Origin of the sequence: Endozoicomonas montiporae CL-33 (assembly GCF_001583435.1) — a bacterium.
GTDB lineage: Bacteria > Pseudomonadota > Gammaproteobacteria > Pseudomonadales > Endozoicomonadaceae > Endozoicomonas_A > Endozoicomonas_A montiporae.
On the sequence record NZ_CP013251.1, the window covers coordinates 5,081,478 to 5,107,528 of the forward strand.

16 protein-coding genes are annotated in these 26,051 nt (G+C 48.0%); 12 read left to right on the forward strand and 4 right to left on the reverse strand.

All coding sequences use genetic code 11. The features are described 5' to 3' along the window. The first annotated feature begins 491 nt into the window (after positions 1 to 491). The 11 genes from EZMO1_RS23485 to EZMO1_RS23530 all read left to right on the forward strand — a co-directional run bounded on the left by EZMO1_RS23485 (position 492) and on the right by EZMO1_RS23530 (position 14,964). The gene (locus EZMO1_RS23485) at positions 492 to 6,791 is read left to right on the forward strand and encodes a hypothetical protein (RefSeq protein ID WP_061509737.1); all 6,300 of its coding nucleotides are present in this window, start codon (positions 492 to 494) and stop codon (positions 6,789 to 6,791) included. Positions 6,792 to 6,930: 139 nt separating this feature from the next. Continuing rightward, positions 6,931 to 7,545: an IS607 family transposase gene (locus tag EZMO1_RS23490; protein ID WP_034877869.1), complete on the forward strand. Its 615-nt coding sequence runs from the start codon at positions 6,931 to 6,933 to the stop codon at positions 7,543 to 7,545. Continuing rightward, positions 7,523 to 8,686 (forward strand): RNA-guided endonuclease InsQ/TnpB family protein, encoded by a 1,164-nt coding sequence (locus tag EZMO1_RS23495; protein ID WP_034877868.1) that lies wholly within the window; start codon positions 7,523 to 7,525, stop codon positions 8,684 to 8,686. Before EZMO1_RS23490 ends, EZMO1_RS23495 begins: the two co-directional genes overlap by 23 nt. Before the next feature lie 374 nt (positions 8,687 to 9,060). Then, entirely contained in the window at positions 9,061 to 9,204 is a 144-nt protein-coding gene (locus EZMO1_RS28365; RefSeq protein ID WP_222842161.1) for an IS1-like element transposase, read from the forward strand. Then, positions 9,188 to 9,649: an IS1 family transposase gene (locus tag EZMO1_RS27470; RefSeq protein ID WP_051790384.1), complete on the forward strand. Its 462-nt coding sequence runs from the start codon at positions 9,188 to 9,190 to the stop codon at positions 9,647 to 9,649. Before EZMO1_RS28365 ends, EZMO1_RS27470 begins: the two co-directional genes overlap by 17 nt. A gap of 120 nt (positions 9,650 to 9,769) precedes the next feature. Continuing rightward, positions 9,770 to 10,585 carry a bifunctional DNA-formamidopyrimidine glycosylase/DNA-(apurinic or apyrimidinic site) lyase gene (mutM, locus tag EZMO1_RS23505; protein WP_034877867.1) on the forward strand — a complete coding sequence of 272 codons (816 nt, stop codon included), beginning with the start codon at positions 9,770 to 9,772 and terminating at the stop codon, positions 10,583 to 10,585. Between the two features lie 41 nt (positions 10,586 to 10,626). Then, on the forward strand, positions 10,627 to 11,217 hold the full coding sequence (locus EZMO1_RS23510; protein WP_034877866.1) for a 1-acyl-sn-glycerol-3-phosphate acyltransferase: 591 nt from the start codon (positions 10,627 to 10,629) through the stop codon (positions 11,215 to 11,217). 288 nt (positions 11,218 to 11,505) lie between these two features. After that, positions 11,506 to 12,339: a bifunctional hydroxymethylpyrimidine kinase/phosphomethylpyrimidine kinase gene (gene thiD / locus EZMO1_RS23515; protein WP_034877865.1), complete on the forward strand. Its 834-nt coding sequence runs from the start codon at positions 11,506 to 11,508 to the stop codon at positions 12,337 to 12,339. Next, positions 12,339 to 13,103: an ABC transporter ATP-binding protein gene (locus EZMO1_RS23520; RefSeq protein WP_034877864.1), complete on the forward strand. Its 765-nt coding sequence runs from the start codon at positions 12,339 to 12,341 to the stop codon at positions 13,101 to 13,103. The genes thiD and EZMO1_RS23520 overlap by 1 nt, the downstream gene beginning before the upstream one ends. Then, complete coding sequence (locus EZMO1_RS23525; protein WP_034877863.1) at positions 13,103 to 13,843, forward strand: ABC transporter permease; 741 nt, start codon at positions 13,103 to 13,105, stop codon at positions 13,841 to 13,843. The genes EZMO1_RS23520 and EZMO1_RS23525 overlap by 1 nt, the downstream gene beginning before the upstream one ends. A 176-nt stretch (positions 13,844 to 14,019) precedes the next feature. Then, positions 14,020 to 14,964, forward strand: a complete 945-nt coding sequence (locus tag EZMO1_RS23530) for an ABC transporter substrate-binding protein (RefSeq protein ID WP_034878667.1) — start codon at positions 14,020 to 14,022, stop codon at positions 14,962 to 14,964. A 1,022-nt stretch (positions 14,965 to 15,986) separates the two neighbouring features. Here EZMO1_RS23530 and EZMO1_RS23535 read toward each other — a convergent pair. The 4 genes from EZMO1_RS23535 to EZMO1_RS23550 form a co-directional block, all read right to left on the reverse strand. After that, positions 15,987 to 17,294, reverse strand: a complete 1,308-nt coding sequence (locus tag EZMO1_RS23535; RefSeq protein ID WP_034877862.1) for a carbohydrate porin — start codon at positions 17,292 to 17,294, stop codon at positions 15,987 to 15,989. A 290-nt stretch (positions 17,295 to 17,584) separates the two neighbouring features. Beyond that, positions 17,585 to 19,705 carry an alpha-galactosidase gene (locus EZMO1_RS23540; RefSeq protein WP_034877861.1) on the reverse strand — a complete coding sequence of 707 codons (2,121 nt, stop codon included), beginning with the start codon at positions 19,703 to 19,705 and terminating at the stop codon, positions 17,585 to 17,587. Positions 19,706 to 19,772: 67 nt separating this feature from the next. Beyond that, positions 19,773 to 21,140, reverse strand: coding sequence for a melibiose:sodium transporter MelB (melB, locus tag EZMO1_RS23545; protein ID WP_034877860.1), 1,368 nt, complete (start codon positions 21,138 to 21,140; stop codon positions 19,773 to 19,775). Between the two features lie 163 nt (positions 21,141 to 21,303). Continuing rightward, positions 21,304 to 24,381 carry a beta-galactosidase gene (locus tag EZMO1_RS23550; protein WP_201772215.1) on the reverse strand — a complete coding sequence of 1,026 codons (3,078 nt, stop codon included), beginning with the start codon at positions 24,379 to 24,381 and terminating at the stop codon, positions 21,304 to 21,306. A 493-nt stretch (positions 24,382 to 24,874) separates the two neighbouring features. Here EZMO1_RS23550 and EZMO1_RS23560 point away from each other — a divergent pair, with 493 nt between their 5' ends. Next, positions 24,875 to 25,879, forward strand: coding sequence for a LacI family DNA-binding transcriptional regulator (locus EZMO1_RS23560; protein WP_034877857.1), 1,005 nt, complete (start codon positions 24,875 to 24,877; stop codon positions 25,877 to 25,879). Positions 25,880 to 26,051 lie beyond the last annotated feature (172 nt).

Here is a 26,051-nt window from a genome sequence, read left to right on the forward strand (position 1 = left end):
ACCATTTTCTGAAGACAGGTCATCACTATCCGTTGATTAGCATGAATAAACCAGACAACGACGGCTATGCATCAATATCTGGTTAACTATCTCAGATAGCTCTCTGACACCTTCCGCTCTTTATAAATCATGCAATTTAAACCCACTGTATCTATTTCAAATAATTTTAACTATCAAGGATATTTATTCTAGGTTATTTAAAATCAGTTATTTTAACTGAAATTATACAACTAACTACTAATACATTCTGGCATCGACGATGCGTTTGATTTTTTATTAATTCTTATACAGACGGTCTTCCAATTATTATGAAAAGTCCATCTAAAACCATTTATTATTTGACGTATAGATTACACGTTTTTTTATCGGTCCTGCTTCTAGTCTTTTGTGTTTTGCCTTTTTCTACATACAGTTCCAGTGATGACGGTTTACCAACCACAACCTCTTCTCCAAACAGTACGACCTCTCGTCAGCCTTTGAGCAACACTCCTTTGAACAATACTACAGCCATAGTACCCACTACCGCTGTCAGCAGAACCAATCCGTGTAGCCAAATAACCACTAATCCGGCGGCTCAAAACAACTGTCACACTTTCTTCAACAATCCAACAGCCGCTGGAACCAGTTCATTTGCAAAAGCGGTTGTGGTCAGCAATGCACAGGGACTTATCAGTGAGGTCAAAAACGCCAGTCCTAAAGGCACTATCATAGTCGTAACTCCCGGTTCCTACGACCTGACCGAACAGTTGGCACCCGGTCAGAGGGTTGCCCTGATAGGTGTTAAAACCGGTGAGACCCGACCAACAATCAGGATGACTTCGGATTTGCTGAAAAAAGCATCGGAAGCCAATACGCTTGTTTATCTCACCAGACCAAACCGGGGTGCTTCTGCCGGTTTTTACAGTGCTTTTATTAACTGGGAAACCAAGATTGATGACAGTGACTACAACGAAGATGAAGATAGTGCCTACACAGTTTATGGAGGCAGTTATCCAGGAGAAATCAGGCTTTATGACAACACATTTATACACCGCGACAAAAACATTGATCTTGACGAGTATGTCTCTCTAAGTGCCCCCGAAGGCAAAGTCGTTATCGACAGCAACCAGTTCAATACCAGCAACCTTTACTTCTCTGCAGTTTACTCAGATTGCACTGGCTGCGGTGAAAATGAACATGAAATTATTATTACCAACAACACTTTGACCAGCACCGACGGTGCAAACAACGACAGTGACTACGCTTTCCATCTTGAAGATCACAAAAAGTTCACAATCAAAAATAATACCTCACTGAACAGTCAGGCAAATGCCTCCATGTTGATCCAATTACCTAACAAACCGGGATTACAAAGCACCATCGAAAACAACACGGCAGACACTGGCGCAGCAATAGAACACCGGAGCATTGAAATAGAATTGAAAAAAGACGCTATGGATAATTATAAGATTGCAGGCCATCTAACCGTTTCTGGCAATGACTATTTTTACGTTGACCATGAAGACGAAGATGGCGACTATCTTGTTTTGACGGAAGGAAGAAAGATTCCTGCCGGTTCTTCATCGGTCAGAGTTTCTCTGTCACTATCCCCCTCTTCAGTAATGGTTAGTCCCGGCGCAACCACAATACCAGCTGCAGCTAAAAACCCCTGCAACAGCTTAAATCATGACGCCACTGCCCGTAAGATCTGTAACGATTTCCTGAACAACTCTCAGGCAAGTGATAACGATAAAGCGTTCTCTCATGCCTTTGCTGTTCACAATGCACAGGAGCTGCTTAACGCGGTTGAGAGAGATCATCTCGACGGTACAGCGTTCACTGGCAGCATTATTGTTCTGCGAGCAGGAACTTACGAGATTCCCAGACAGTTAAGAATCAACCATAAAGTTGCCCTGGTCGGTGAAAAATCCGGTGAGTCTTTACCTGAAATAAAAGCCAGTAAAGACATCCATGGAATATTTCACCATCTTAACTCGCTGGTTCATCTGACAATAAGTTCATCACAAACAACCTCGGGCTTTTACAGCACTCATATTCAGTGGGATACCAGCATTGATAACGATATAATAGGCGTGGTCTCCGGAGGTGCTATCGGCAGTAACTCTTATCCGGGCAAGATCCGGATTTTCGAAAACCACTTTAAGCATCAGGGCACCAAAACCGATGTTTATGACTTCGTGAAACTCAAAGATTCTTACGGCGATACCTACATAGGGCATAACACATTCGACACAACCCATCTTAAATATGCCACAGTCGATGCTCGTTGTGTCAGTTGTTTAGACTTCGACCCAAAACTGGAAATTGTTTCAAATAGCCTCGTCAGCGAGCAGGATTCAAAAAGAAAGACCGTATCCAGTGCATTTGAAGTCAAGGGTTACAAACGGTTCTGGATTGAAAATAACCAGCAAAAAAATTCCAAGGCAGCTGCCTACATTAAAGTCAGACTAAAAAACAACACCAGTGGACTCAGAGGTTTTATCCGTAATAACGTCGCACTTCAAACAACCCCGGCAGACCAGAGAGAGATAAAAGTCGAGACGTTCCATAAACACGGGCTGCCTCTGAACATCAACGGGTCGCTGATCACAACGCCAAACCGCCATTACTCAGTCATTGACCCGGAAGACTTGATGGCTCATATTGGATCAATCGTTGAATCTACAGCCTCTGCTCAGGCACCATCGACAGTACAAACCGCTATATCATTGACACAGGTCTCTCCAACTCCCGCTGTAATGTCGCCTGCACAAACACAACAGGTCATTGCCAGAGGCTCTTTACAGCCTTCACCGACTCAAGCGATACCAGCAACGTCTTCTGTCACTCCAACCAGTGACCCCGCGGTCATCTGTGATTACATGCAATCACCCACAACAATAAGCTCCAGTGAAATTAATGCCTGTAAAGCCTTTCTCAAGGATGAAATAGCATCTGCTGGCCGTTCATTTTCCATGGCTGTTGTCGTCAGCAATGCCAAAGAACTGGATGAAGCAGTTACTGGAAAGTTTCTGCTAGCAAACGCCGATGCCAGTAAACTTATTGTCTTAAAAAGTGGTACCTATTATCTGACCCAGTCTCTGAATATCTCCCACAAAATAGCCCTGGTCGGAACTGTTAAGGACGGTGAATACCCGGTTATCCGGATCGCTGATGACTTTTTAATGCCCAGCCCGAACAACCGTGCCTTGGCCTATCTCTATGATGATGCAACAGTGGCTGAAACCGGCTTCTACAGTCATCACATTCACTGGAACACTACCAACCCTCCGCGCAAACTCATGCGTCTGTATATGGGAGCCATCAACAGCCAGTCCTATCAGGGAGAGCTTAGGTTTTATGAAAACAAATTCTCGGAAAGCAAACACGATTATACGACACACTATATCCGTCTGGTGAATGCAGTCGGCGGCGCGTTTATAGAAAACAACCGCTTTGATACCGCTTATTTAAGAGTCTCTGCAATATCGGCCTTATGTTTAAGTGCCGCCTGTCAAGCCGATAAACCACAGCTTGAAATTCTCAACAACCATTTCTACAGCAGACATATTGCTTACAAACAAAGCCGGGCCGGATCAATGATTGTCAGAGGTTATATGCGTTTTAAAATCATTGATAACCAACAGGAAACCAAGGACGCTGCAGGCAGTATTTTTATAAAGGATCACATCAATGTTAAACACATGGATGGCTATATATTGAATAACATTGCCCATAAAGACGCACCGGAGTTTCACCGAAGAATCATTGTTGAGTCCTTCTTTTCTCCCGAACAATCTGTGCATATCACCGGAAAGCTTCATGTTGCCGGTAACGATTACTACAAGTTTAGAGAGTCCGGACTGGCTATAGACTATGTTGATTACACAGCTGGCAAACAAACGGCTTCAACCCAGGTTGCCTCGTCACAAACAGCATCAACCACACCATCACCAGACGCAACGCCATCAACAGTAGCAGCAACCCCGTCAGCCTATATGCCCCCTGATTTTTCGGTTGGCAACATTACGCCCACCCAGTTACTGGTCGCTGTCACCGCTTCGGTCAGTCCAACACCCGCAAAAAAGGAACCGTGCAATGATATCCGGGGACATGCAGCTGCATTTTCTGCCTGCAAGGCATTTCTGAAAAGCGAGCTGGCGTCGGGGCCTGATTCCGATAAACCCGAGTTTTCACACGTCATCCTGGTCAACAATTCATTCGAGTTAATCAACGCCATTAACAAAAAGACCGGCGATGATGGCAAAACCATTCGTGGCAGCATTATTCTATTGAGTCAGGGTACCTATGAACTGTCAGGACCATTGCAGCCAACACACCGGATTGCGACCGTTGGTTTAAAAGATAAAAGCGATAAGTTACCTGTTATAAAAGCCTCAGGCAGCTTCAGCGCCAGCCCGAGATCACACCGCTCGCTGCTTTATCTGGAAGGTGTTTCCAATCCGCAGAATACCGGTTTTTACAGTTGGAACCTGGAGTGGCAAACCAGCCTGCCTTCTAATCACTACTATTACGAGTTTGAATCCTATATCTATGCAGAAGGTTATAGCGGAGATGTACGCTTGTACCAAAATCGCTTCAGCCATCAGGGTATGTCGGCCTGGTCCAGACACTCCGTTCTTCTGAGCAATAATGCCAACCACAAGTATTATATTGGTCACAATACCTTTGATACATCCGCAACCAGCGATGGCGTAGTAAAATCCAGTGCCCGCAAAGACAGAAACAGTCAGGCCGATATCGAGGTTGATGCCAATGAATTTACAACCGCCGGAAAAGGAGTAAAGCTGGATGCCGAAGCGATCTTGCTTTCTGGGTATCAACGCTTAAAAATCAGCAACAATATCCAGAAAGACCGACATGCAGCAGGCGCTATAGAACTCACCTTCTATAACCATATGCCTCTGAGAAGCCCGTCCGTCACTAATAACAGAGCACATCAGGACAGTCCTGAAAAAGACCGAACCATTGAGTTAAAGCTGCATTCATTTGAAACGGTCAACATATCTGGTTATGTAGAAGTGACGGGGAACGATTATTATGAATTCAATATTCCGGAGGAATTACCGCATAGCAATTACCGTTATACTCCCGGCCTGAGAGTAGGCTCCACCCCCTCGACATCACTGACAATGGCAACGCCATCTGTCACACCTTCCGTGCTATACAATGCCTACAGCGCCAAGCCGTCACCCACTCAGCCCGTTCAAGCCACAACGACTATTAACAGCTACGGCACCCCACGGTTAAGCCCGTCAAGAGAGGCCGGATCTGTAGCACTGACCTCTGTGCCGACGCAGTCCATCCAGCCACTGCTTCAGGCAACACCGAGCATTAAAACCTCTCCTTTATCAGCGGGCACAACGCATTTGACACCCGCATTGAAGTCATTCGCCTCGTCAACACAATCACCGGCAACCACCAGTAATGCTTCGACTTCAACACCTCCGCCTCTGATCAATAGCCCTTGTGACCAGTTGTCCCGTCCGGATCGGGCACAGCTCTGCCAGACGTTTCTGGACAAGCTTCAGCTGATGGAGACCGGGGCCACGTTCTCTGAAGCAGTGACGGTTAACACCAGCCAAGAACTGGTTGCCGAAATAACCAGTGCTTCTGATTCCGGCAAAATTATTCTGCTTCGCGCAGGTAGTTACGAAGTGGATAAGTCTCTTCATATTCTCAATCCAGTAGCGCTGGTGGGTATCGGTAATGCCCAAATTAAACCCTCAGGCGCTTTTCCTGCCGAAGCCGATACTTTGGTACTCCTTGATGATGCAGGTACCGGTCAAGGGTTCTTTACCAAAGGCATCACATGGACTATTTCCACTTCCGGCAAAACCCTCAAAACCGCCATAAAGGCCATCCGTTATCAAGGTAAACTGCTGATGACGGAGGATGATTTCCAATACCACTCAGACGAGGAGAGCAAAGAAGCACCGTCTTATTATATTCAGGTTCAGGACTCTTCAGGCGATGTGCTGATCGCTGACAACACCTTCTTTTCGGGAGGACTGGAAAAAGCTGCCGTTTTTGCCAGTTGTAAAGAATGTCTGACCGATGACCAGAGTATCAATATTTTCGGGAATCACTTTACTGACTCCAACCATGGTGAGTCTGCACCCACTGCCATTGATGTCCGTTACTACAAACGCCTGAACATTCACCAGAATGTACAGGGCAGCAAGTCGGTTTCAGCCCACATCAATATTGTTCTGCCAAACCATAAGGACGATATTAACGCTGTTATTGGAAACAACGTGGCTCTTGGTGAATCAAAGCAAGAAAAGAGAACCATTGACCTGATGGTTGGCAGAGTGGCGAAGGAACCCGTCCGCATCGATGGTTCTGTGAAGGTATTTAATAACCGTTGCTTCACCGTTAGCCATAATGGTATACCGTCGCATGTTCTGGAGCTCATAGAGGGCAGCTGCCCAAGGTCACCCAATGCCCAATCCCATATAGGAGGTCAATCAGGAGGTCATTCAGGAGGTCATTCAGGGGGTCTTAGTACTGCCGAGTGGGCAGGTACAGGAGTGGCAATCGGTGCGGCGGTATTCTATGGCAGTTGCGGCCTCTATGGTCAAACCAACTGGCCCGGCCATGCCCGAGCCCGGTCAATCTTTATCCTGCCCAAAACCTTTATGTATTTTGTCGGTGCCAAAGCACTCGAATGGTACCACCAGTGCAGAGGCTATAGCCGGAGTGAGAATGAAAACACGGCTGATGGCGAAGTGCTAAACGAATTGATAAACAATGAAGGAGATCCTTTAACAGGGAATAGAGAACTATAAGCATCAAGCCATGAATGAGAGGATATTTGCCCAAAATATCCTCTCAACCGTTCCGCTAAAAGGTCTCCAAAACGGCTTATGAGTTTGAACTGGCCGATGGCAAAGTTCAGGGCTAAAACTATCTAATAAAATCTCAAGCATGGATAAGAGATTAGTGAAGATAGGTGAGGCAGCTCGTTTACTTGGTACAGACCCGGTAACACTACGAAAATGGGAAAGTACAGGTGAGCTGCTTCCTGCCAGAAAAACCAAAGGCGGAACCCGTTACTACGACGTGTCTGAATTGATGGGTTTCAGTAACGAAGCTGCGCCTACGCTTTGCTATTGCAGAGTATCCAGTCACGACCAAAAACCAGACTTAGACAGGCAGCAAGAGTTACTGGAAGCCTACTGTTCTGCAAAAGGTTGGCGAACTCAGGTTATACGAGATCTTGGTTCTGGAATGAACTACCGGAAAAAAGGACTTAATCAGCTACTTGAGTTGATAATGAAACGTCAAATTAAACGACTGGTTATTTCCCATAAAGACAGGCTGTTAAGGTTCGGTGCTGAATTGGTTTTCTCCCTATGTGAATTGCAGGGAATAGAAATAGTTATCGTACATAAAGGCGATCAGCCTTCGTTTGAAGAAGAACTCGCCAATGACGTATTGGAAATAATCACTGTATTCATCGCAAGACTGTACGGCAGCCGAAGCAAGAAACATAAAAAGATGCTTGAGACTTTACAAGATGTTGTTAGCTCACAAGATTGAACTCAGACCGACAAAACAACAGGCCGATTATCTTGACAGGGCTTGCGGTTCTCGTCGTCATGCGTTTAATCAACTGTTAGCGCATTTCAATCAAGAAGGCGTTAAGTGGTCAAAGAAGGCTGCGAATGAAAAATACAAAGAACTCAGGCTTGAGTTTCCTTGGTATGCCGAAGTCAGCCAACGTGTAACCAGAAACACAATTGACGATCTTCATAACGCCTTTACTCACTTCTTTCGTCGAGTAAAGAAAGGAGAAAAAGCAGGGTATCCAAGATTCAAGCAGCGAGGGCTACACGACAGTTTTTCTCTCAGGGAAAAACCCAAGTTCGATGTTGACGGCAGAACACTCCGCATTGAGAAACTGAAAACCAAAATCAAAATGCGCCAAGAGCTGAGATTCACTGGCACACCATGTCAGGTGACGATCAGTAAACGAGCCGGAAAGTATTTCGCTTCTATTTTGGTAGACACTCAGGACTACGACCCTAAAGCACAAAGTAATGAGTCTGTAGGCGTTGATTTTGGCATCAAAGATTTGGCTATTTGTTCGAATGGCAAAACCTTTGCTGCTAATCAAAAACTGAAACACTCTCTGAAACGGCTTAACAGAAAACAGAGGGCATTAAGCCGCAAAACAAAGGGAAGCAACCGCTATGCGAAAGCCAAGCGAGCGGTTGCCAAACTTCATTACCGGATAAGTAACCAGCGATCAGCCGTACTACATGAGGTAAGTGATTATCTGACTTCAAGGTTCAAAATAATCACCATCGAAAATCTGAATGTAAAAGGCATGGTAAAAAACCGTAAACTGGCAAGAGCAGTCAGTGACGCAGGTTTCGGTAGGCTGAGAGAGCTTATCGAATACAAGGCAGAGCTGAGAGGATGCCGGATTGTGATTGCAGATCGGTTCTTTCCCAGCTCGAAAAAGTGTGCGGTTCAAACTTGCAACCACATAAACGACAATCTCACTCTATCTGATCGTGAGTGGCGGTGTCCGAAATGTAAGACCCTGCATGACAGGGATTACAGTGCGAGTTTGAATCTTGATAATTATGGTCGAGACACGTTACAGCTCGACCCTAAACCCTACGCAAGAGTGGAGTTAGACACGATTCGTCGTGCATCCATGTTAACGGCGTAGATAAGTCTACATAATTACAGATTATGTTAGATTTTTAGTAGCGGAACTTTGAATACGACTATCTCGGTGGGTACCAAGTATGACCTTAAAGGTTGCGAAACCCCGGTAGTGGGTCAGATGTGTGGGTAGGCATATTTCCATACTGAAGAAATCTTCTTTGTCTCCATATACGTCTTATGACGTGTCTTATTGAAGTAAAATGCCCAGACTGTGATCTCCCTTTCGTTTGCCGACACGGCAAATACCGTAAAGGAAACCAGCGCTATCGACGTCAGAATAAGCTCTGTGATACCAGAACATTTATGCTCGAATATCACTATAAAGCGTGCGACAGGAGAGCGTGCGACAGGCGCACCAAAAAAGACATGGTCAAAATGGCCATTAACAGCAGTGGTGTCAGAGACACCAGCAGAGTACTTGGCGTCAGCAAAACAACGGTCATCAAGACGCTGAAAAGTAAAGAGCCCCCTTCTGGTTCAGGTCAACCCAAACATCAGAACCATGAACCTGGATGGTAGTAGCACTGTGCGGCTCGAGCCTGCTTGTGAAGTTGCCGAGCTTGATGAGCAATGGTCATATGTCGGGAACAAAGCGGATCAGCGCTGGTTATGGCTCGCTATTGACCACGACAGTGGGGCTGTCCTTGCATATGTTTCCGGGAAGAGGAAAGATGCAGTCTTCAGGCAACTTCAGACTCTACTGAAGCCCTTTGGTATCAAGCGATTTTGTAGCGATGACCGGGGAGCATACGAGCGGAATATTGATCCGGAAACGCATGAAGTTGGTAAGAGAAATACCCGGAAAATTGAGCGTAAAAACCTGGACGTCAGAACCTGGATTAAACGGTTGACCAGGAAGAGTATATGTTTTTCCAAGTTAGAGAAAATGCATGATATCGTGATTGGACTATTGATTAACTCTCTTGAATTTGGGGTCGATATTTATGGAGAACAACACATCTGACCCACTACCCTTTTGCCATTCAATCCCGGTGCAAAAGCGGGTCTATTCTATCAATGCATTGAATAGATACCGATGGTATTGTTCATAGTGTTCATGGGATTTTTACTTAAGTGGATCGTAATGCCGGAACTGCCCGAAGTTGAAACAACCCGCCGTGGTATAATGCCTCATATTGTTGGACAAACCGTAGACAGCGTTGTGGTTCGCAATCCGAAACTGCGCTGGCCGGTTCCGGATAATCTTCCAGAGCTGCTGGCCGGAAAAGTGATTGAATCCGTCAGTCGTCGGGCAAAATACCTTGTGATAAAAGTTGCCGACGGCCATCTACTCATTCATCTGGGAATGTCCGGCAGCCTGAGAATGGTGAGCAACAACGAACCCGTTAAAAAACACGACCATGTTGATATACTTTTCAGTAATGGTTCCTGCCTGCGTTACCACGATCCCCGTCGGTTTGGTGCCGTGCTCTGGAGCGAAGCGCCGGTTTACGAGCATAAACTGATCAAACAGCTGGGGCCGGAACCTCTGAGTGATGATTTTTCAGGCAGTCTGCTCTACCGGCTCTCACGGAATAAATCCCAAGCAGTAAAAACCTTTATCATGGATAGCCATGTGGTTGTTGGCGTTGGTAACATCTACGCCAGTGAAGCATTGTTTAAAGCCGGTATTCGTCCCGAAAAGCCCGCAGGCAAAATCTCCAAAGCCCGTTATGAACGTCTGGCAGACTGCATTAAAACCACTCTTGCAAAGGCGATAAAGCAGGGAGGAACAACCCTGAGAGACTTTGTGGGAGGCGATGGCAAACCCGGTTACTTTAAACAACAACTGGCCGTTTACGGTCGTGCCGGTAAACCGTGTATACGATGTCAGTCGCCTGTTACCGAAATCCGACTGGGCAATCGCAGCACGTTTTACTGCAAGAAATGTCAGCGCTGAGGCACGCCTCAGTTTCTCTAAACCGATTACATACAGTTTGAATGGATAAGCAGTTACAACCCAGCCCAGTGAAAGCCGCCATCGGCCGTTTTGTTTTTAAATTATTAGGTAACTGGCAGATTGAAGGCCGGCCTCCTGCCGTCAGTAAGTATGTGATCATCGTCGCTCATCACACGTCAAACTGGGACTTTATTGTCGGCATTGCGGTAAAACTCATTCTCGGACTAAAGCTTCAGTTTTTTGCCAAGCATTCGTTGTTTTTCTGGCCACTCGGCGTGCTGATGCGGAGTTTTGGCGGCGTTCCCATTAAGCGCGATGAATCCATAAACCGGGTAGACGCCAGTATTGACCAGATTAAAAAGGCTGATGAGTTTGTTCTGGTGATCACCCCCGAAGGCACCCGTTCAAAAGTCGAGCGCTGGAAAACCGGCTTTTATCACATTGCCAAAGGGGCAGAGATACCTATCATTCCGGTGGCCTTTGATTTTGCAAACAAAAAAGTGATTTTTGGTGCCCCGCTGCCAATCACTGACAACAAAGAACACGACATCAAAGAGATGCATCGTTTCTTTCTGCCTTACAAGCCCAGACATCCGGAGCTGGCTTGTAACGGACCTTTTGAAACACATTAAGAGAATCGCTGTAAACCAGACAGTCCACAAACTCCATCATCCATAGACAATCTATAGACAATCCATAGACAAGAGTACTCAAACCCAATAGACTCGACGCGTTGGTTGGGGTGTTGTCCATTCGGACAACTGAGAAATACCCATTGAACCTGAGAGTCCATCTGAATCAGATGAACTCTGCACCAGATAATGCTGGCGTAGGAAACCGACGAACAAGCGATTAAGGTTTGCCTGCCATCGTTTGCCTCAACGTTTCCATCGTCAGTTCGGAAGGAGTTAACCGAACCGATGATAACTGATAAAAACCTCTCTACTCCCATCGCCCTGACCATTGCCGGATCAGACAGTGGTGGCGGTGCCGGAATCCAGGCTGACCTCAAAGCTTTCTCTGCGCTTGGCGCTTATGGATGCAGTGTTATAACCGCACTGACAGCCCAGAACACTCAAGGCGTTCAGGGGATTTTTGACGTAGATCCTGCTTTCATCCGTCAACAGCTTGATTCCATCTTTTCCGACATTGATGTGACCGCCGTCAAAATCGGCATGCTCAGCCAGCCGAAAGTGATTGAAACCGTTGCCGAACGTCTTGAGCATTACAAGGTGAAGCGTCTGGTGGTTGATCCGGTAATGGTGGCTACCAGTGGTGATGTTCTGCTCCAGCGCGAAGCCATTCAAACCCTCAAAGAAGTTCTGATTCCTCAGGCGTCCCTGATTACACCCAACCTGCCTGAAGCGGCTGTTTTGCTGGATCAGCCTAAACCGGAAAGTACCCAACAGATGCTGGATATGATTGAACCCCTGCTGGAGCTGGGTTCCAAAGCAGTGCTTCTGAAAGGCGGTCACCTTGCTGGCAGTCAGGTAGAAGGCGGTAAAGCCGTGGATTTCTATCACGATGGTCAGTCATTGCATCGTCTGGAATCCGTGTGGACTGAAACCAACAATACTCACGGCACAGGCTGTACCCTGTCTTCCGCCATTACGGCTCTGCTGGCAAAAGGGTTCAGCATGACCGAAGCGGTTCAGGGCGGTAAAGAATACATTGCTGCAGCCATTGCCAAAGCAGACGACCTGAACATCGGGCAGGGCCATGGTCCGGTACACCACTTCTACCGGAACTGGTGATGTTTGACGTCGTTATCAATAATGCCTCACTGTCGTACGACAATAAACCAGTATTCACGGGTCTGAACCTGACCCTGAAAGGCGGGCAATGGACCTGCCTGCTGGGTGGCAGCGGTGTTGGCAAAACCAGCCTTCTGCGTTTTATCGCCGGATTAAATAACAGCGTAGAAGGTTCATCCGTGTCCGGTACGGCACTGTGTCAGGACGGTTCTGCGCTGAACCAGCGCATTGCCTGGATGGCACAGCAGGATCTGTTGTTGCCATGGTTTTCAGTACTGGACAACATCACTCTGGGACAACGCCTGCGCAGTCACCCTCTTGGTCGTCAACAGGTGTCTGCCGAACATCTGGAAAAAGCCAGAGATATCCTCAGCCGTGTCGGTTTAAGTGACAAAGAGCAGGAACTGCCTCAAAGCCTGTCAGGTGGTCAACGGCAGCGTGTAGCTCTGGCGCGAACGCTGATGGAAAACCGGCCTGTGGTTCTGATGGATGAACCTTTTGGTGCCTTGGACGCCATTACCCGCCTGAATCTTCAGGATCTTGCCTGCGAACTGTTGGCAAACCGCACCGTTCTGCTGATCACCCATGATCCACTGGAAGCGTTGCGGCTGGGGCATCAGGTTTACCACCTGCAGGGACACCCTGCACAGTTAACCGACCCGATTGTGCCTCCCGGCAACATTCCCCGTTCTCTGGACAACAGTCAGTTGATGTCTCTGCATGGTCAGTTGCTGGAGCGACTGCGCCACGAGGAGGCTGCCTGATGATACGTCCACTGATTGTGGTATTGGGACTGTTACTGGGCTGGGAAGCACTGGTGTGGTGTCTGGAAATGCCCAGCTACATCCTTCCTGGGCCAACACAGGTTGCCCAAAGCATGTACGACAATGCCAGTCTGCTTTGGGACAACACGCTGGTGACCATGACCGGAATGCTGCTGGGGCTGGGGCTGGGAGTTGGCTTCGGAGTGTTGCTGGCTTTATTGCTGGTTTATTTCACCGGCCTGCGTCCATGGCTGCTGCCACTGCTGCTCATTACCCAGGCGATTCCGGTGTTTGCCCTGGCACCCATTCTGATGCTCTGGTTTGGTTATGGGCTTGCCTCCAAGGTAGTCATGACCATTCTCGTCATCTTCTTTCCGGTAGCCACCTGCTGTTACGACGGTTTAAGGCACACCAATAAAGAGTGGATGGAAATGGCGCACACCATGGGCGGCAACAGCTTTGCCATTCTTCGCTACATTCGCTGGCCTGCAGCGCTGCCTGCACTGGCATCGGGTTTGCGGGTGGCCGTGGTGGTTGCACCCATTGGTGCCGTCGTGGGTGAATGGGTCGGCTCCAGTGCCGGACTGGGTTATATGATGATGCAGGCCAATGCCAGACTCTGGGTAGACCAGATGTTTGCGGCACTGACAGTGCTGGCTATCTGCAGTGTCAGCCTTTACTTCATGACCGATCACTTGCTGAAGAAATGGATTCCGTGGCAAACGGAAACTGTCCGATAACGCTACCTATATACCCATTGGATTTGGAGATGTGGGTAGGCGGCAAACGAGCGAAGCCCCGTGAGCCTACGAATAGTAGGTGATCGGGGTGAGTGAGGACAGCCAACACCGCCACATCTTCAAAGACGATGGGTATAAATCAAAAAGCAACGAATAACACTTAGGACCGAATCGTGTTGAAACGACTATTTTCACTGATTGTGATGCTGTTCCCTCTGTTGGCAACAGCCGCCCCGATTGAGAAAAACAAAGACCTGACCCTGATGCTGGAATGGTTCATTAACCCGGATCATGCCCCTATCATTGTAGCGCAGCAAAACGGTTATTTTGAACAGGAAGGCGTTAACGTCACCATTCAGGAACCTGCCGACCCTAACCTTCCGCCAAGAATGGTCGCTGCGGGCAATGCTGACATTGCCGTCTATTACCAGCACAGTCTCAACTATGCCGTCGATTCAGGTCTGCCACTGGTTTGGGCAGGCACTCTGGTGGCTACCCCGCTGGATGGACTGATTGTTCTGGAAGAAGGCAAAATCAAAAGCCTTGAAGACATGAAGGGCAAAACCATCGGTGTCAGCACCAACGGCAATCACAAAGCCTTTGTGGATACGCTGTTCAATCCCCATGGCTTTGGCTACGACGATATCAAAATGGTGAATGTAGGCTGGAATCTGTCGTCTTCCCTGATGACCGGACGGGTGGATGCTATTTTAGGCGCTTACCGGAACTTTCAGCTGAATGAACTGATTCTGGCCGGAAGCAAAGGCAAAATGTTCTATTACGAAGAAAACGGCATTCCACCCTACGATGAGCTGATTTTCATTGCCAATCGGGATAAACACGATAAAGACGCCATTCGTCGTTTTCTTCGCGCCGTCGAGCTGGGGGCGCAGTTTATTGCCAACAATCCGGACAAAGGTTGGGAGATTTTCAGAGACTCCAATCCGCGCCAGCTGGATAACGAACTGAATAAGCGGGCATGGTATGACACCATACCTCACCTTGCGCGTCGCCCTGCGGCAAAAGACACCGGGCGCTATCAGCGCGTAGCCGATTTTCTCTATGAACATAAAGAGCTGAAGAAGCCCCAAAAAGCTGAAGACCTGATGATAGCACTCTAAAGCTTCCATCAAGCCAGTGACTGCCATCAGCAGCACTGGCTTCACAAAAAGCTACAACAGGGGGCACGTTTCAAACAGGTTGCAACACATTCGTGAGATGAACTACCCAATGACTTCGCCATGCCGCTCCTCTGAGCGAGAAAAACAGATAGTTCTAATTGTCCTGAGTCATTAGACCACTTCAGTAAACCGGAACCGGGGTTATTTCTTCTCGGCGTACTTCATTGAATCCAGAGCGACCGCAAAGATAATAATCGACCCCTTAATGACATACTGCCAGTAAGGACTCACACCAATATAAGTCATACCGTAGTTAATAAGGGTAAAAATTAAGGCTCATTATGGATTCCGGAAGGTTAACGCAGGAGCAGCTCCAACAAACCTGACATTGCAGCCTTGCCTCGTCGTTTGATGTTGTGAAGGCATTCAAATAAACCAAGGTACAGCGGTAATTTTTCTTGTGAAATTCCCCTGTGCGGTCGTAGCCACGAACGCAATAAAGACCAGAAGCCTTCCATGGTATTGACATGAATTTCATGGAATCCATCACCATCTTCATCTCTTGCGTATTCGCCCTTCCCGTGGCAGACAGACTTATGACTATACCCAAGTGAATTCAAGATGCAGGATTTAGCCTCTGAAAACTATCGTTAATTCTGCTGACTAACGAAGCACCAATTTCAGGTAACGTAACGTCCAGAAAATGATTAACTGATGTTACGCACCTTAAAGGAAGGAATCAGGGCTACAGAGCAATGACCTCGTTCGGAAATCTTGATGATTCGTAGAGGGTGCGTAACTCCAGTTATTAACAGACATAAAACGACTTATGCCTGTTAATCCAAAGCCTGTGCAACACAGTGGTCAAGAAGGATACTAAGCGAACAAAACCTGATAGATAATGACTCACATCAACCCATAGTTAACAAACTGTAACAGCAGCTTAAGTTTTTTAATGCATGCCCTTTATCTCTCAAGCCTTATTTCATTCGCTATTGATTCACTATTGATTCACTATTGAATTACCACCAGGTTTCCATGTTGAAGCCGAAGATCAGCTCATTTTTCTTCTCTTTATCAATAGCTGTAGCAGTGCCATAACGATAGGTATCACCATTCCCATTAAAGCGATCCCACTCATCCGTCTTTCTAGCGTAGGTCACGAAAGCCCGCAATGATGGTCGAGCCCAAACGCCTTTGCCTGCCTGAAATATCTGGGCAAGGGTAATCTTGGACATTTCATTGGTTCCTGCACCATTCTGTGCTTTGACCGACTCATAACCCACTTCCAGTGCAGTGGCCATGGTATTCGACCATTGGTATTGAGGTCGGGCGCCAATACTGAACCATTTCTCACCGTTCTTGTTATCCAGTCGCTTATCCTGATAGGCGACGTTGTACATAATCTCAACGTCTTTTGATACGTTCACTTCACCATGATTGAACACACGCCAGCTATGACCGTCGTGATCTTCGCCAATACTGTATTTACGATCAGAACCACCTTCAGCACTCATCAGGCCACCAGCCAGACCATCAACACCATACTGGAATGCGAATGTGTTGTTACCATGCGCCCAGCCCTGTCGATACACGGTGGAAAGCATGTAGCCTGAGTCCGTGACATTCTGACCTGGTTCTGTCTTGAATTTTGTATTTTGTGCAATGACATAGTTCACACCCACCACCAGATCAGCCGAATCACTGAGCTGAATATCACTCACACGCAAGTCTATATTGTGTAGTGTTCGTCTATCTATTTCGACGCCATTTTCATCCTTCCTTGAGTCAGGGCTTGAATCCGGAGACATCCAAGCGATCTGGGCATTACCAAAACCAATATTCCAGTTTTCAATACCAATACCGGTACTGGATGTATCCCAGTATTTGATATCCGCCAGATGCACTTCATGGCGACGATAAAAACGCTCACCGATCCAGACAGAAGCATCCGGCTGGCTGGCAAACAGACCATGACCGGCTGACCACATCTGAATCGTACTGACATCCCCCCAGTCTTCACCGCTACCAAGCATCAAAGTCGTATCAAAGTAGGTGTCACCATCGCGCCAGAGATCCATGGAGACACCGGCCTCCCACCAGTTCAGCTCATTACCCAGACGGTAATTACCATAACCCTGTCCGGCACGAACGACATCGTTACGCTCGCCTTTCCCGCCATTATGGTCATTATTGTTGGTATAAAGAGTACCCCATTTGGCATAGCCCATAGTCTGGATATTCTCAATACCAAAGTTGGCATGAGCCGCAGTAGCCGAGCATAAAACCGCTAAAGAAACTGCGTTAGCAAGAAGTGTCTTTTTTAACATAGATATCACTAAATTATGTGTGTGTTTTGGCGTGTTGTAATAAACCGGTTATCCAAACCCATTCCAGAGTTTGAACGTTGGATAAAATCAATTTGACCAGTCAATTTGATACTGACTGGCAATATTGGTGCATTAACAAAAGGTATTCATTTTCAAGGCACTGAAAAATATTCAGCCATACTGATTCATTTAGAAAATAGCAAAACCGTATTTGTTAATGAGTCATGTATTTACGGTTAATTCAATTTTCAACCCGACAAACAACATGACTCATTATGAATCGATACCGTTTAAACCCCGGTTATACGAATCAACAAAGAACTTTCCGGCTGCAAAACAGGCATCATTAATCCAACCTGCCCTAACAGGGCACCACTCATCGTTACTGTTTCCGTCATCCAGGGCGGACACTGTTTCATGTAAATATCTGTTGAACTGTTTTCCAGCACTTCTACCTTGTAGGTCGTGTCCGGATTCAGGCCCGGTATTTTCACAGGAGCAGCCAGCGCATATTCGGACATTTTGAATTGTGAATACATCAGCACCGCTTCCTGCTGATTCTGACTGACCACGCCCCATGCCTGGGTCTCTTTCACATCGGTGTCGCAACGGAAATGCTGCCCCGTATGCAGAAGACCACGGAAAGACTTGTGCAATGCAATGTATTTGGCAAATGCCTGCTTTTCTTCCTCTGATGCACTGGCAGGATCCAGCTCAACACCCATATGCCCAAACAATGCCGTGATGCCCCGGAAATGGCTGTTATGCTGACGTCCCGTGGTATGGCAAAGCTTCGCGCCAATATGCGCACCGGTAATTTCCAGCGGGAAGAAATAGCTGGCACCGCGCTGAATCGCCTGACGCTCCAGGGCATCGTTACAGTCTGAGGCCCAGAATCGGTGAGTACGACGCAGCACTTCATAATCCACACGACCACCGCCGCCTGAACAGGTTTCGATTTCCACCAGCGGGTGCTTTTCCCTGACAAAATCTACCAGCCGGTAATAAGCCTCTACCTGACCATGGAAGCCTGCTTTACCCTGATGAGTTGGCTGTACCAGTTCCCGGTTCATATCCCACTTGATGTAGCGGATATCGTATTCCGACAACAGTGCGTCCAGTCGTCCGGCAATATAATCAAAGGCTTCCGGAATTTGCAGGTTCAGCACATACTGATTGCGAATCGTCACCTGATCATAGCCTTCAGTGTGCAGCATCCATTCCGGGTGCTTACGGTAAAGGTCGGAATCCGGGCTGATCATTTCCGGTTCAAACCAGAGGCCAAACTCCATGCCGTGTTCCTTAACACAGTCAATAATCGGCTGGAGGCCTTCAGGGTACTTGCCGGTATCCAGATACCAGTCACCCAGCGCCGCATTATCACCATTGCGTCCACGGAACCAGCCATCGTCAATGATAAAACGCTCAACCCCGATTTCAGCGGAAGCACGCACCATTTTCAGGATGTACTCCGGATCGTGATCAAAATAAATGCCTTCCCAGGTATTCAGGTGAACCGGGCGAACTTTCCCGGGTTCCGGAAACGAGACAATTTCGGAGCGGACATGGCGGTGGAAGTTCTGACTGATACCGTTCAGGCCTTCACTGCTGAAGGTGCTGTAGAGGGTAGGCGTTGTATAACATTCTCCTGCTGCCAGGGTCATTTCACCCGGCATCAACAATTCACCAGCCTGAAGATAACGACGACCATCGCTCATAGCCTCGGCATGAAAACGATGGTTACCACTCCAGCCAAGATGGAAGCCGTAGACACTGCCTGCTGTTTCACTGAACCCCGTATCACCGATCATCATGCCCGGGAAATGTTCGTGAGATGTCCGCCCGCGGCGATTCTCCAGGGTAAAACCACCACGATCCAGAATCTTTCTTTCCGTCTGGAATTCATGGGTCCAGCGTCCCTGGAAATACTGGATTTCACGGGCTGCCACCGGCAGTGCCAGGGTGTTGGTCAGTTTCTGCAGCTGGTAAGGTGCGTTGCCTTCATTGGTCAGCTCCAGACGGGATTCCAGAACGTCGGTAGCCGGGTTCAGCTTCAGGTGCACAGACAGTTTCAGCTCTGCCCTTGGGTCACGGCAGGAAAACACGACACTGTTTTCCTGTTGCAGGACTTCCTCGACCGAAAATTCCGGCGACCAGTTATCCCCCTGACGACTTCCCTCCAGACCCGGAGAGGTAAACAGCCCCCGGGCATGCTCGGGACACAGTGACAGCACAGTATCTGAATCAATACGGGCCTGGGGTACCGGGCGATGATTGCCGTGAAAATAACTTTCCAGGTCGGTGCCTTCGGGCAGTTTTTTACCCCAGTACAGCATCTCGGGCAAACGCTGGTCGGCCTTGATGAGCAGACTGGTCGTGTCGGTACTCAGGTGGATTAATGGTTTAGTCATAGTGCAGCGTACATAATAAAATCAGTGAAACAGGCACTTCCCGGATGAGGGGAAGCGCCTGTGTTAATCAGGCATAGGAAGCGTTGTTAGCGTCAACGTTGTCCTGAAAACGCTTGTCCAGACGATAGGTCTTCTTGTAAATCAGTGCGCTCAGGCCAACCAGAATCGCCGGTACCAGCAGCATCAGAACCTTCAGCCCCATAACGGTATCCGGTGTCTGGATTTCGTTAGCAACGTAGCCAACCAGAGTCAGGCCGGAACCGATCAGGAAGCCCGCCATGGCACCGGCTGCTTTTACCAGCATGGTTTGAACCGAGAAAATGACACTTTCACTGCGCATGCCTGTTTTCTCTTCGCCGTAGTCCACAACATCCGCCAGCATGACGGTAGACAGGCCGTTAAACAGACCATTACCAAACTTCATTGCAGCACCGGCGATACCCACCAGAATGGCACTCTGTGGTGCAATCACGCTACCCATGTAGAGAACGGCACAGCACAGAATCGGGAAGCCACACGCCAGGGGCCACATAAAGCGACGGTTAACCACTTTGGAAATCCATGGGAACAGGAAGATACCGGTAAATTCGGCAGCACCGGCAACCAGCATAAACATCGGGAACAGTGCTGGCTCACCAATAGCGTAAGAGAAGTAATAGATACCAAAGCCGCCGATCAGCTGCATGGCGATATTAAACGACAGAACAAAACCAATCAGGGACTTCAGCTGATCGTTTTCACCAATGATCTTTTTAACGTCACGGATAGTAAACTTCTCTTTGGCTACTTTGCCGGAGTCTGTCTTTTCCTTAACCCGGAAGAAAACCAGCAAGGCACTGGCAATAAACAGAACCGCAATGCCGATACTCGCCAGGAAGAAGCCCTGCCCCTGATCACCACCGCCCAGAATGCCAACGGTATAAAGGCCATAACCACCAACCAGCGTCCAGGCAATGCTGGCGAAAATACGCGGCCAGACCACCAGATGTTCGCGCTCGGAACGTTCAGAAGACAGTGAAGGAATAATGGACCAGTAAGGAATATCCATAATGGTGTACGTCACACCCCAGAGGATATAGGTCAGCGCGGCATAAATATACACAAAGGTTCCGTCATAACGGTGTGCACTGAACAGCATGATCAATACGACAGCGTTAATCAGTGTTCCGATCAGCACCCATGGGCGGAACTTGCCAAAACGGGACCGGGTATTATCCACAATCATCCCCATCAGAGGATCAGTGAACGCATCAATAACCCGGGCGACCAGAAACAGTGTGCCCACAAACGCTGCAGAGAGACCGACGACATCGGTGTAATAAAACATCAAAAAGATATAGATGGGTGCACAACCAAAGTCTTTACCCAGGGCTCCCAGCCCGTAAGAAAACTTGGTGCCCAGCGATATATGCTGGTTTTTAGCTTGCGTACTCATTACCCGTTTTACCCCCAAAAAAGTGATAAGTAACCTTCATCTCTCACCAGACGGAATGGTGAAAAAAGAATTCTGTGATCGCGATCTTGAATAGCGACTGTAGATAGTGACAGTAAATAGCGACCGGGAATCACCTGAAGCGGTGACCCCGGTCCCACACAACTCAGGACAATTCAAACTGCCATTGATAGAAAGAGGCTTTCAACTGGTATTCCGGACGAATACTCGGTGACCAGGAATCATCACCGCCAATCCCCATATGGAAACCATCCAGATAAACAAACAGGCCTTCACACTCTTCCAGCTCATTGGTGTGCAACGCCCTGGCCAGTTGCGCCTGACCATATGGGCTGACACTGAAGTGAAAATCACCTTTCACCGTTGCATCACCCAACGACATGTGGCGAGTATCACAACGCAGGCCATTTTCACTCGGGAAAATATAGGGCGTGTGCATAGCAGCAGGCGTTTCTGACCACACACCGAAGTCTGCACTCAGTTTACGGTCAGGGTAGTTCTCGTGAGGACCGCGCCCCAGCCAGGTCACTACGTCAGGCTTCTGTTTCAGCCGCAGACTTGCACCTACCCGTGGCAGCGGTGGTAACGACGGGTCAAGCTGAACCTCTACAGCAATGTCTGCCTCACCATCAACAGTGAACTGATAAGTCCATGACGTTTTGATAACAGGGTGCTTCGCCTGCTCATGGGCAAAATATTCGTGATGGGCAATCACCGTTCCCCGTTCATGGTCACAGTGAGTCCCCGCACATCGATGCACCAGATCAAACAGCCCGGCTCTCTGCCAACGCGCCATCCATGCATTAGGATCTGGGCGGTCAACTTCACTGACACCAATATCGTTATCCAGGGGCGCCCGGAAAAAGTTATCCTGCAAAGGCGAAAGCAGTTGTTCTTTGTCGTCTTTAATCCAGCTGGTCAGTTGTCCTTTCTCTTTACTCAGCAGCCACTGGCTGTTACCTGCAGTGATGGCATAATCCGTCTGAGTTTCACTGATAACAGCTGTTTTCCTGCTGACCGGACTGCGATTAACGGTTAGCGGTTCGCGCAGCATAAACTGCTGACAAGCTACTTCATGACCGGCTTGCGACCAGGCAGTTGCTTCAGGCTGTTTAATCACAATGTTCAGCCGTGGCAAAGCCCCGTTGCCGATAGCCGATCTGTCAATAGTGATCTGCTGACGCTTGCCCGGTGCAATATTCAGATCCACTTCACCCGATGCCAGTCGCTCGCCTTCAATCCCGGTCTCTTTACCGGCCACAAGCTCCCAGTGCAGCCTGTGATTATCGGTTTCGACAAAGCAGTATTCGCTGATCACATCCAGTGTCAGACTATCGCCCTCAGTCAATTCAAAGGTAAACGGTTGCTGTGCCCGCTTTGCTTCAAAAAGCGTTGGATGAGGCGTTTTATCCGGAAATACCAGGCCATTGATGCAGAACTGACGATCATTGATCTCATCACCAAAGTCACCGCCATAAGCCCAGTAGTGTTTGCCGTTGTCGTCGTATTTATCCAGCCCCTGGTCAACCCAGTCCCAGATAAAGCCACCCTGCAACTGCTCATGCTTACGGAATGCTTCCCAGTACTCGGCGAAACCACCCAGACTGTTACCCATGGCATGGGCGTATTCGCACAAAATGACAGGGCGGTTTTCATTGGGCTTGCCCACCCATTTGTTCAATGCCCACTTTGGTGCATCAAACCACGGCTGGGGCAGATCCTGATCAGTCCGGGCATACATCGGACAGATGATGTCTGTTGCTGCGGTATTGGCACCGCCACCTTCATACTGTACAGGGCGTGATGGGTCTGTCCGTTTGATCCACTGGTACATGGCATCATGGGCTGCACCGTAACCGGACTCGTTACCCAGCGACCAGATAATAATGGACGGATGGTTAAAGTCGCGGGCCACCATACGGGTCGTACGCTCCATAAAGGCACTCAGCCAGCGGGGATCATCTGCCAGCTTACCCATTGGCTTCATACCGTGGGTTTCAATGTTGGCTTCATCCACCACATAAAGACCCAGCTCGTCGCATAACTCGTAAAATGCAGGCTGGTGAGGATAATGGGAGCAGCGCACAGCATTGAAATTATTCTGCTTGATCAGCAGCAGGTGTTCTCTTACATCTTCAACGGTTTCAAAGTGACCAGTAGCAGGGTTGTGTTCGTGCTTGTTAACCCCCCGGATCATCAGCGGTGAGCCGTTCAGGGTTAGCAGACCATCTTTGATCTCAACTTTACGAAAGCCCACGTTGTAAGCTTCTGTTTCGATTGCTTTCCCGCTGGTGGTATCGATCAGGGTAACCGTAAGACGGTAAAGATTGGGTTCTTCTGCACTCCATAATTTTGGAGAAGCGATATCCAGTTCGATGAAGCAGCGGTCATCAAAACCGCCCTTTTCGTCCACCGGACGGGTTCCAACAGGCTCGGTTCTGGTGCAAACAACCGTCTGACCCGAATAGAGCGTGGTTCGTACAGACAGATCTTCACTCTGGCAGGTATCAACGACGATGTTCAGAGAACCCTGATTACGGGCATGATCCAGATCCGGTGTAATTCGCACATCGGTAATATGACTGGCAGGTTTGTTCAACAGGGAGACTGAGCGATAAATACCGCTGAGCCACCACATATCCTGATCTTCCAGATAACTGCCATCGGACCAGCGAATCACCATAACGCACAGACGATTCTCTCCAGACTGCAGATAGGGTGACAGGTCAAATGCAGCGGCCAGACGGCTGTCCTGCGAGTAACCAACCATCGCGCCATTGCACCAGAGATAAAAAGCACTGTTTACCCCGTCAAAGATAATTCGGGTCTGGCTGCCTGCTTCCCAGTCTTCAGGCAACTGAAAAGTGGTTGAGTAACAGCCGGTTGGATTTTCTTCAGGAACAAAGGGAGGCTTGCAAGGAAAAGGGTATTTGACATTGGTGTAAATTGGCTTGTCGTGCCCCTGGGTTTGCCAGTTGCCGGGAACCTTTATGGTTCCGGACTCTGCAACACCATTTTCAGGAAAACTGGCCGGCACTGCTTCTGGTGAAGGAAACAAACTGAAATCCCAGTCACCATTCAGCGAGATTTTTCTGTCACTGGTCACACCGTTCAATGCAGAAGCTTCTGATGACCAGCTTTGCAATGGTGAATGCGCTTTCAAACGGTTCCAAGAGGTTATTTCTGGATTTTCCCAATCCCGGCGAATCAACAAACTCATCATTTACTCTGTAATCAGTCGCTCTATGTAACGTTACATTCAATCTAACCGGATCAATGCAACAGCACTGCACAGGCCTGACCAAACCAGGGTGCCCATACTTTTTCAGAAGCGATCATAAACACAAGTGCAGACGAACATACTGACACAGATCAACTTCATGTAACGTTTACATAAAGATGGTAACAAAATCTAAAAAGCCTATATAAAAGCCTATAAAAAAGGGCTTATATAATGTAACGTTTACATTTTTGGTTCCGGATATAGCCAATTCCAGTGATGCAGCCGCTCGTCGAGGCTTAACATTTTTTATCAGAACAAAATCCGGCAAAGAGACTGAAAAGCTGTCGTTTTGATAACCGGCATTGGTTTGCAACCGTATACTTCGGAAGGTATAAAGCACCAAATCAGGCAATACCCGGCTATTCTCGGACAGCCTCCCGGCGGATTGGCCGAATCAAGTGCCGACTATAAAACTAATGGTTAATGGAAAAGTATGGTTTCGATAAAGGATGTTGCCAGAGAGGCCAATGTGTCTACGGCAACCGTATCAAGGGTGATCAATCGCCAGTCGAATACAAGCAGTGCAGCGACCACTGCCGTTCATCAGGCTATTGCCAAACTGGGTTATAAGACCAGTAGTAATAAACAGTCAGCAAATATGATTGGCGTCATGGTTTCTGATGTATCCGAACCTTTTTTTGGTCAGATACTGAAAGGAGTAGAAAGTGTCGCCCAAAAAAACGACAAAAGACTTCTTGTTTTGAGCAGTCAATACAGTGTCGAGACTGAACGGCAGGCCATTAAACAGTTAGTGAGTTACTGTGATCATGCCATCATTCACAGCAAATGGCTGACTGATGACGAACTGATTGAGTATGCCAGTCAGATACCGGGACTGATTCTTATCAATCGTTACATCAAATCAATTCGTCATCGCTGTATTGCACTGGATAATGTCCACGGTGGTTACATTGCAACGAGACATCTGTTGAACAAAGGCCACCGGAACATCGGTTGTTTATGCTCTGAACAGGATATAGACGACGCTGTTGATCGATTGGCAGGTTATAAACAGGCATTGACTGAATTCGGTCTTACTATTGATGAGCAGTTTATTTCTTCCTGCTATCCTTCGGAAGAAGGCGGAAGGCTGGCGACTTATAACCTGCTTGCCAAAAAGCTGCCCCTGACAGCGATTGTGTCGTACAACGATATTATGGCAGCAGGAGCTCTGGCGGCTCTTGCGGAAAACGGAATCAAGTGCCCGGACAATATATCCGTTGTCGGATTTGACGACCTGATCATCGCAGGCTACCTGAATCCAAAGCTCTCTACTGTGCGCTATCCTGCTGCCGCCATGGCGGAACAGGCTGCCAGGCTGTCGCTAAAACTGACTGGACAGAATGAATCGGATCAATCGTCATTCATCCGGGAACATATCCTGATCCCCTCCTTTGTTAAGCGCAACAGTACTTCTGTATGCAGTACCCAAACCTGAGAGGCGTTGTGTGGCTCTTCAATTTTTTACTCACCCTGATTTTTTGTAGACAGAACCATGACTATTGATTATTTGTTGAAAATTTTGAAAACATTTTCAACATTGACATAAATCAAATTATCGAGTTGTTCACTACGTTACGATATTCACAACTTTAAACAAGTACGGACAA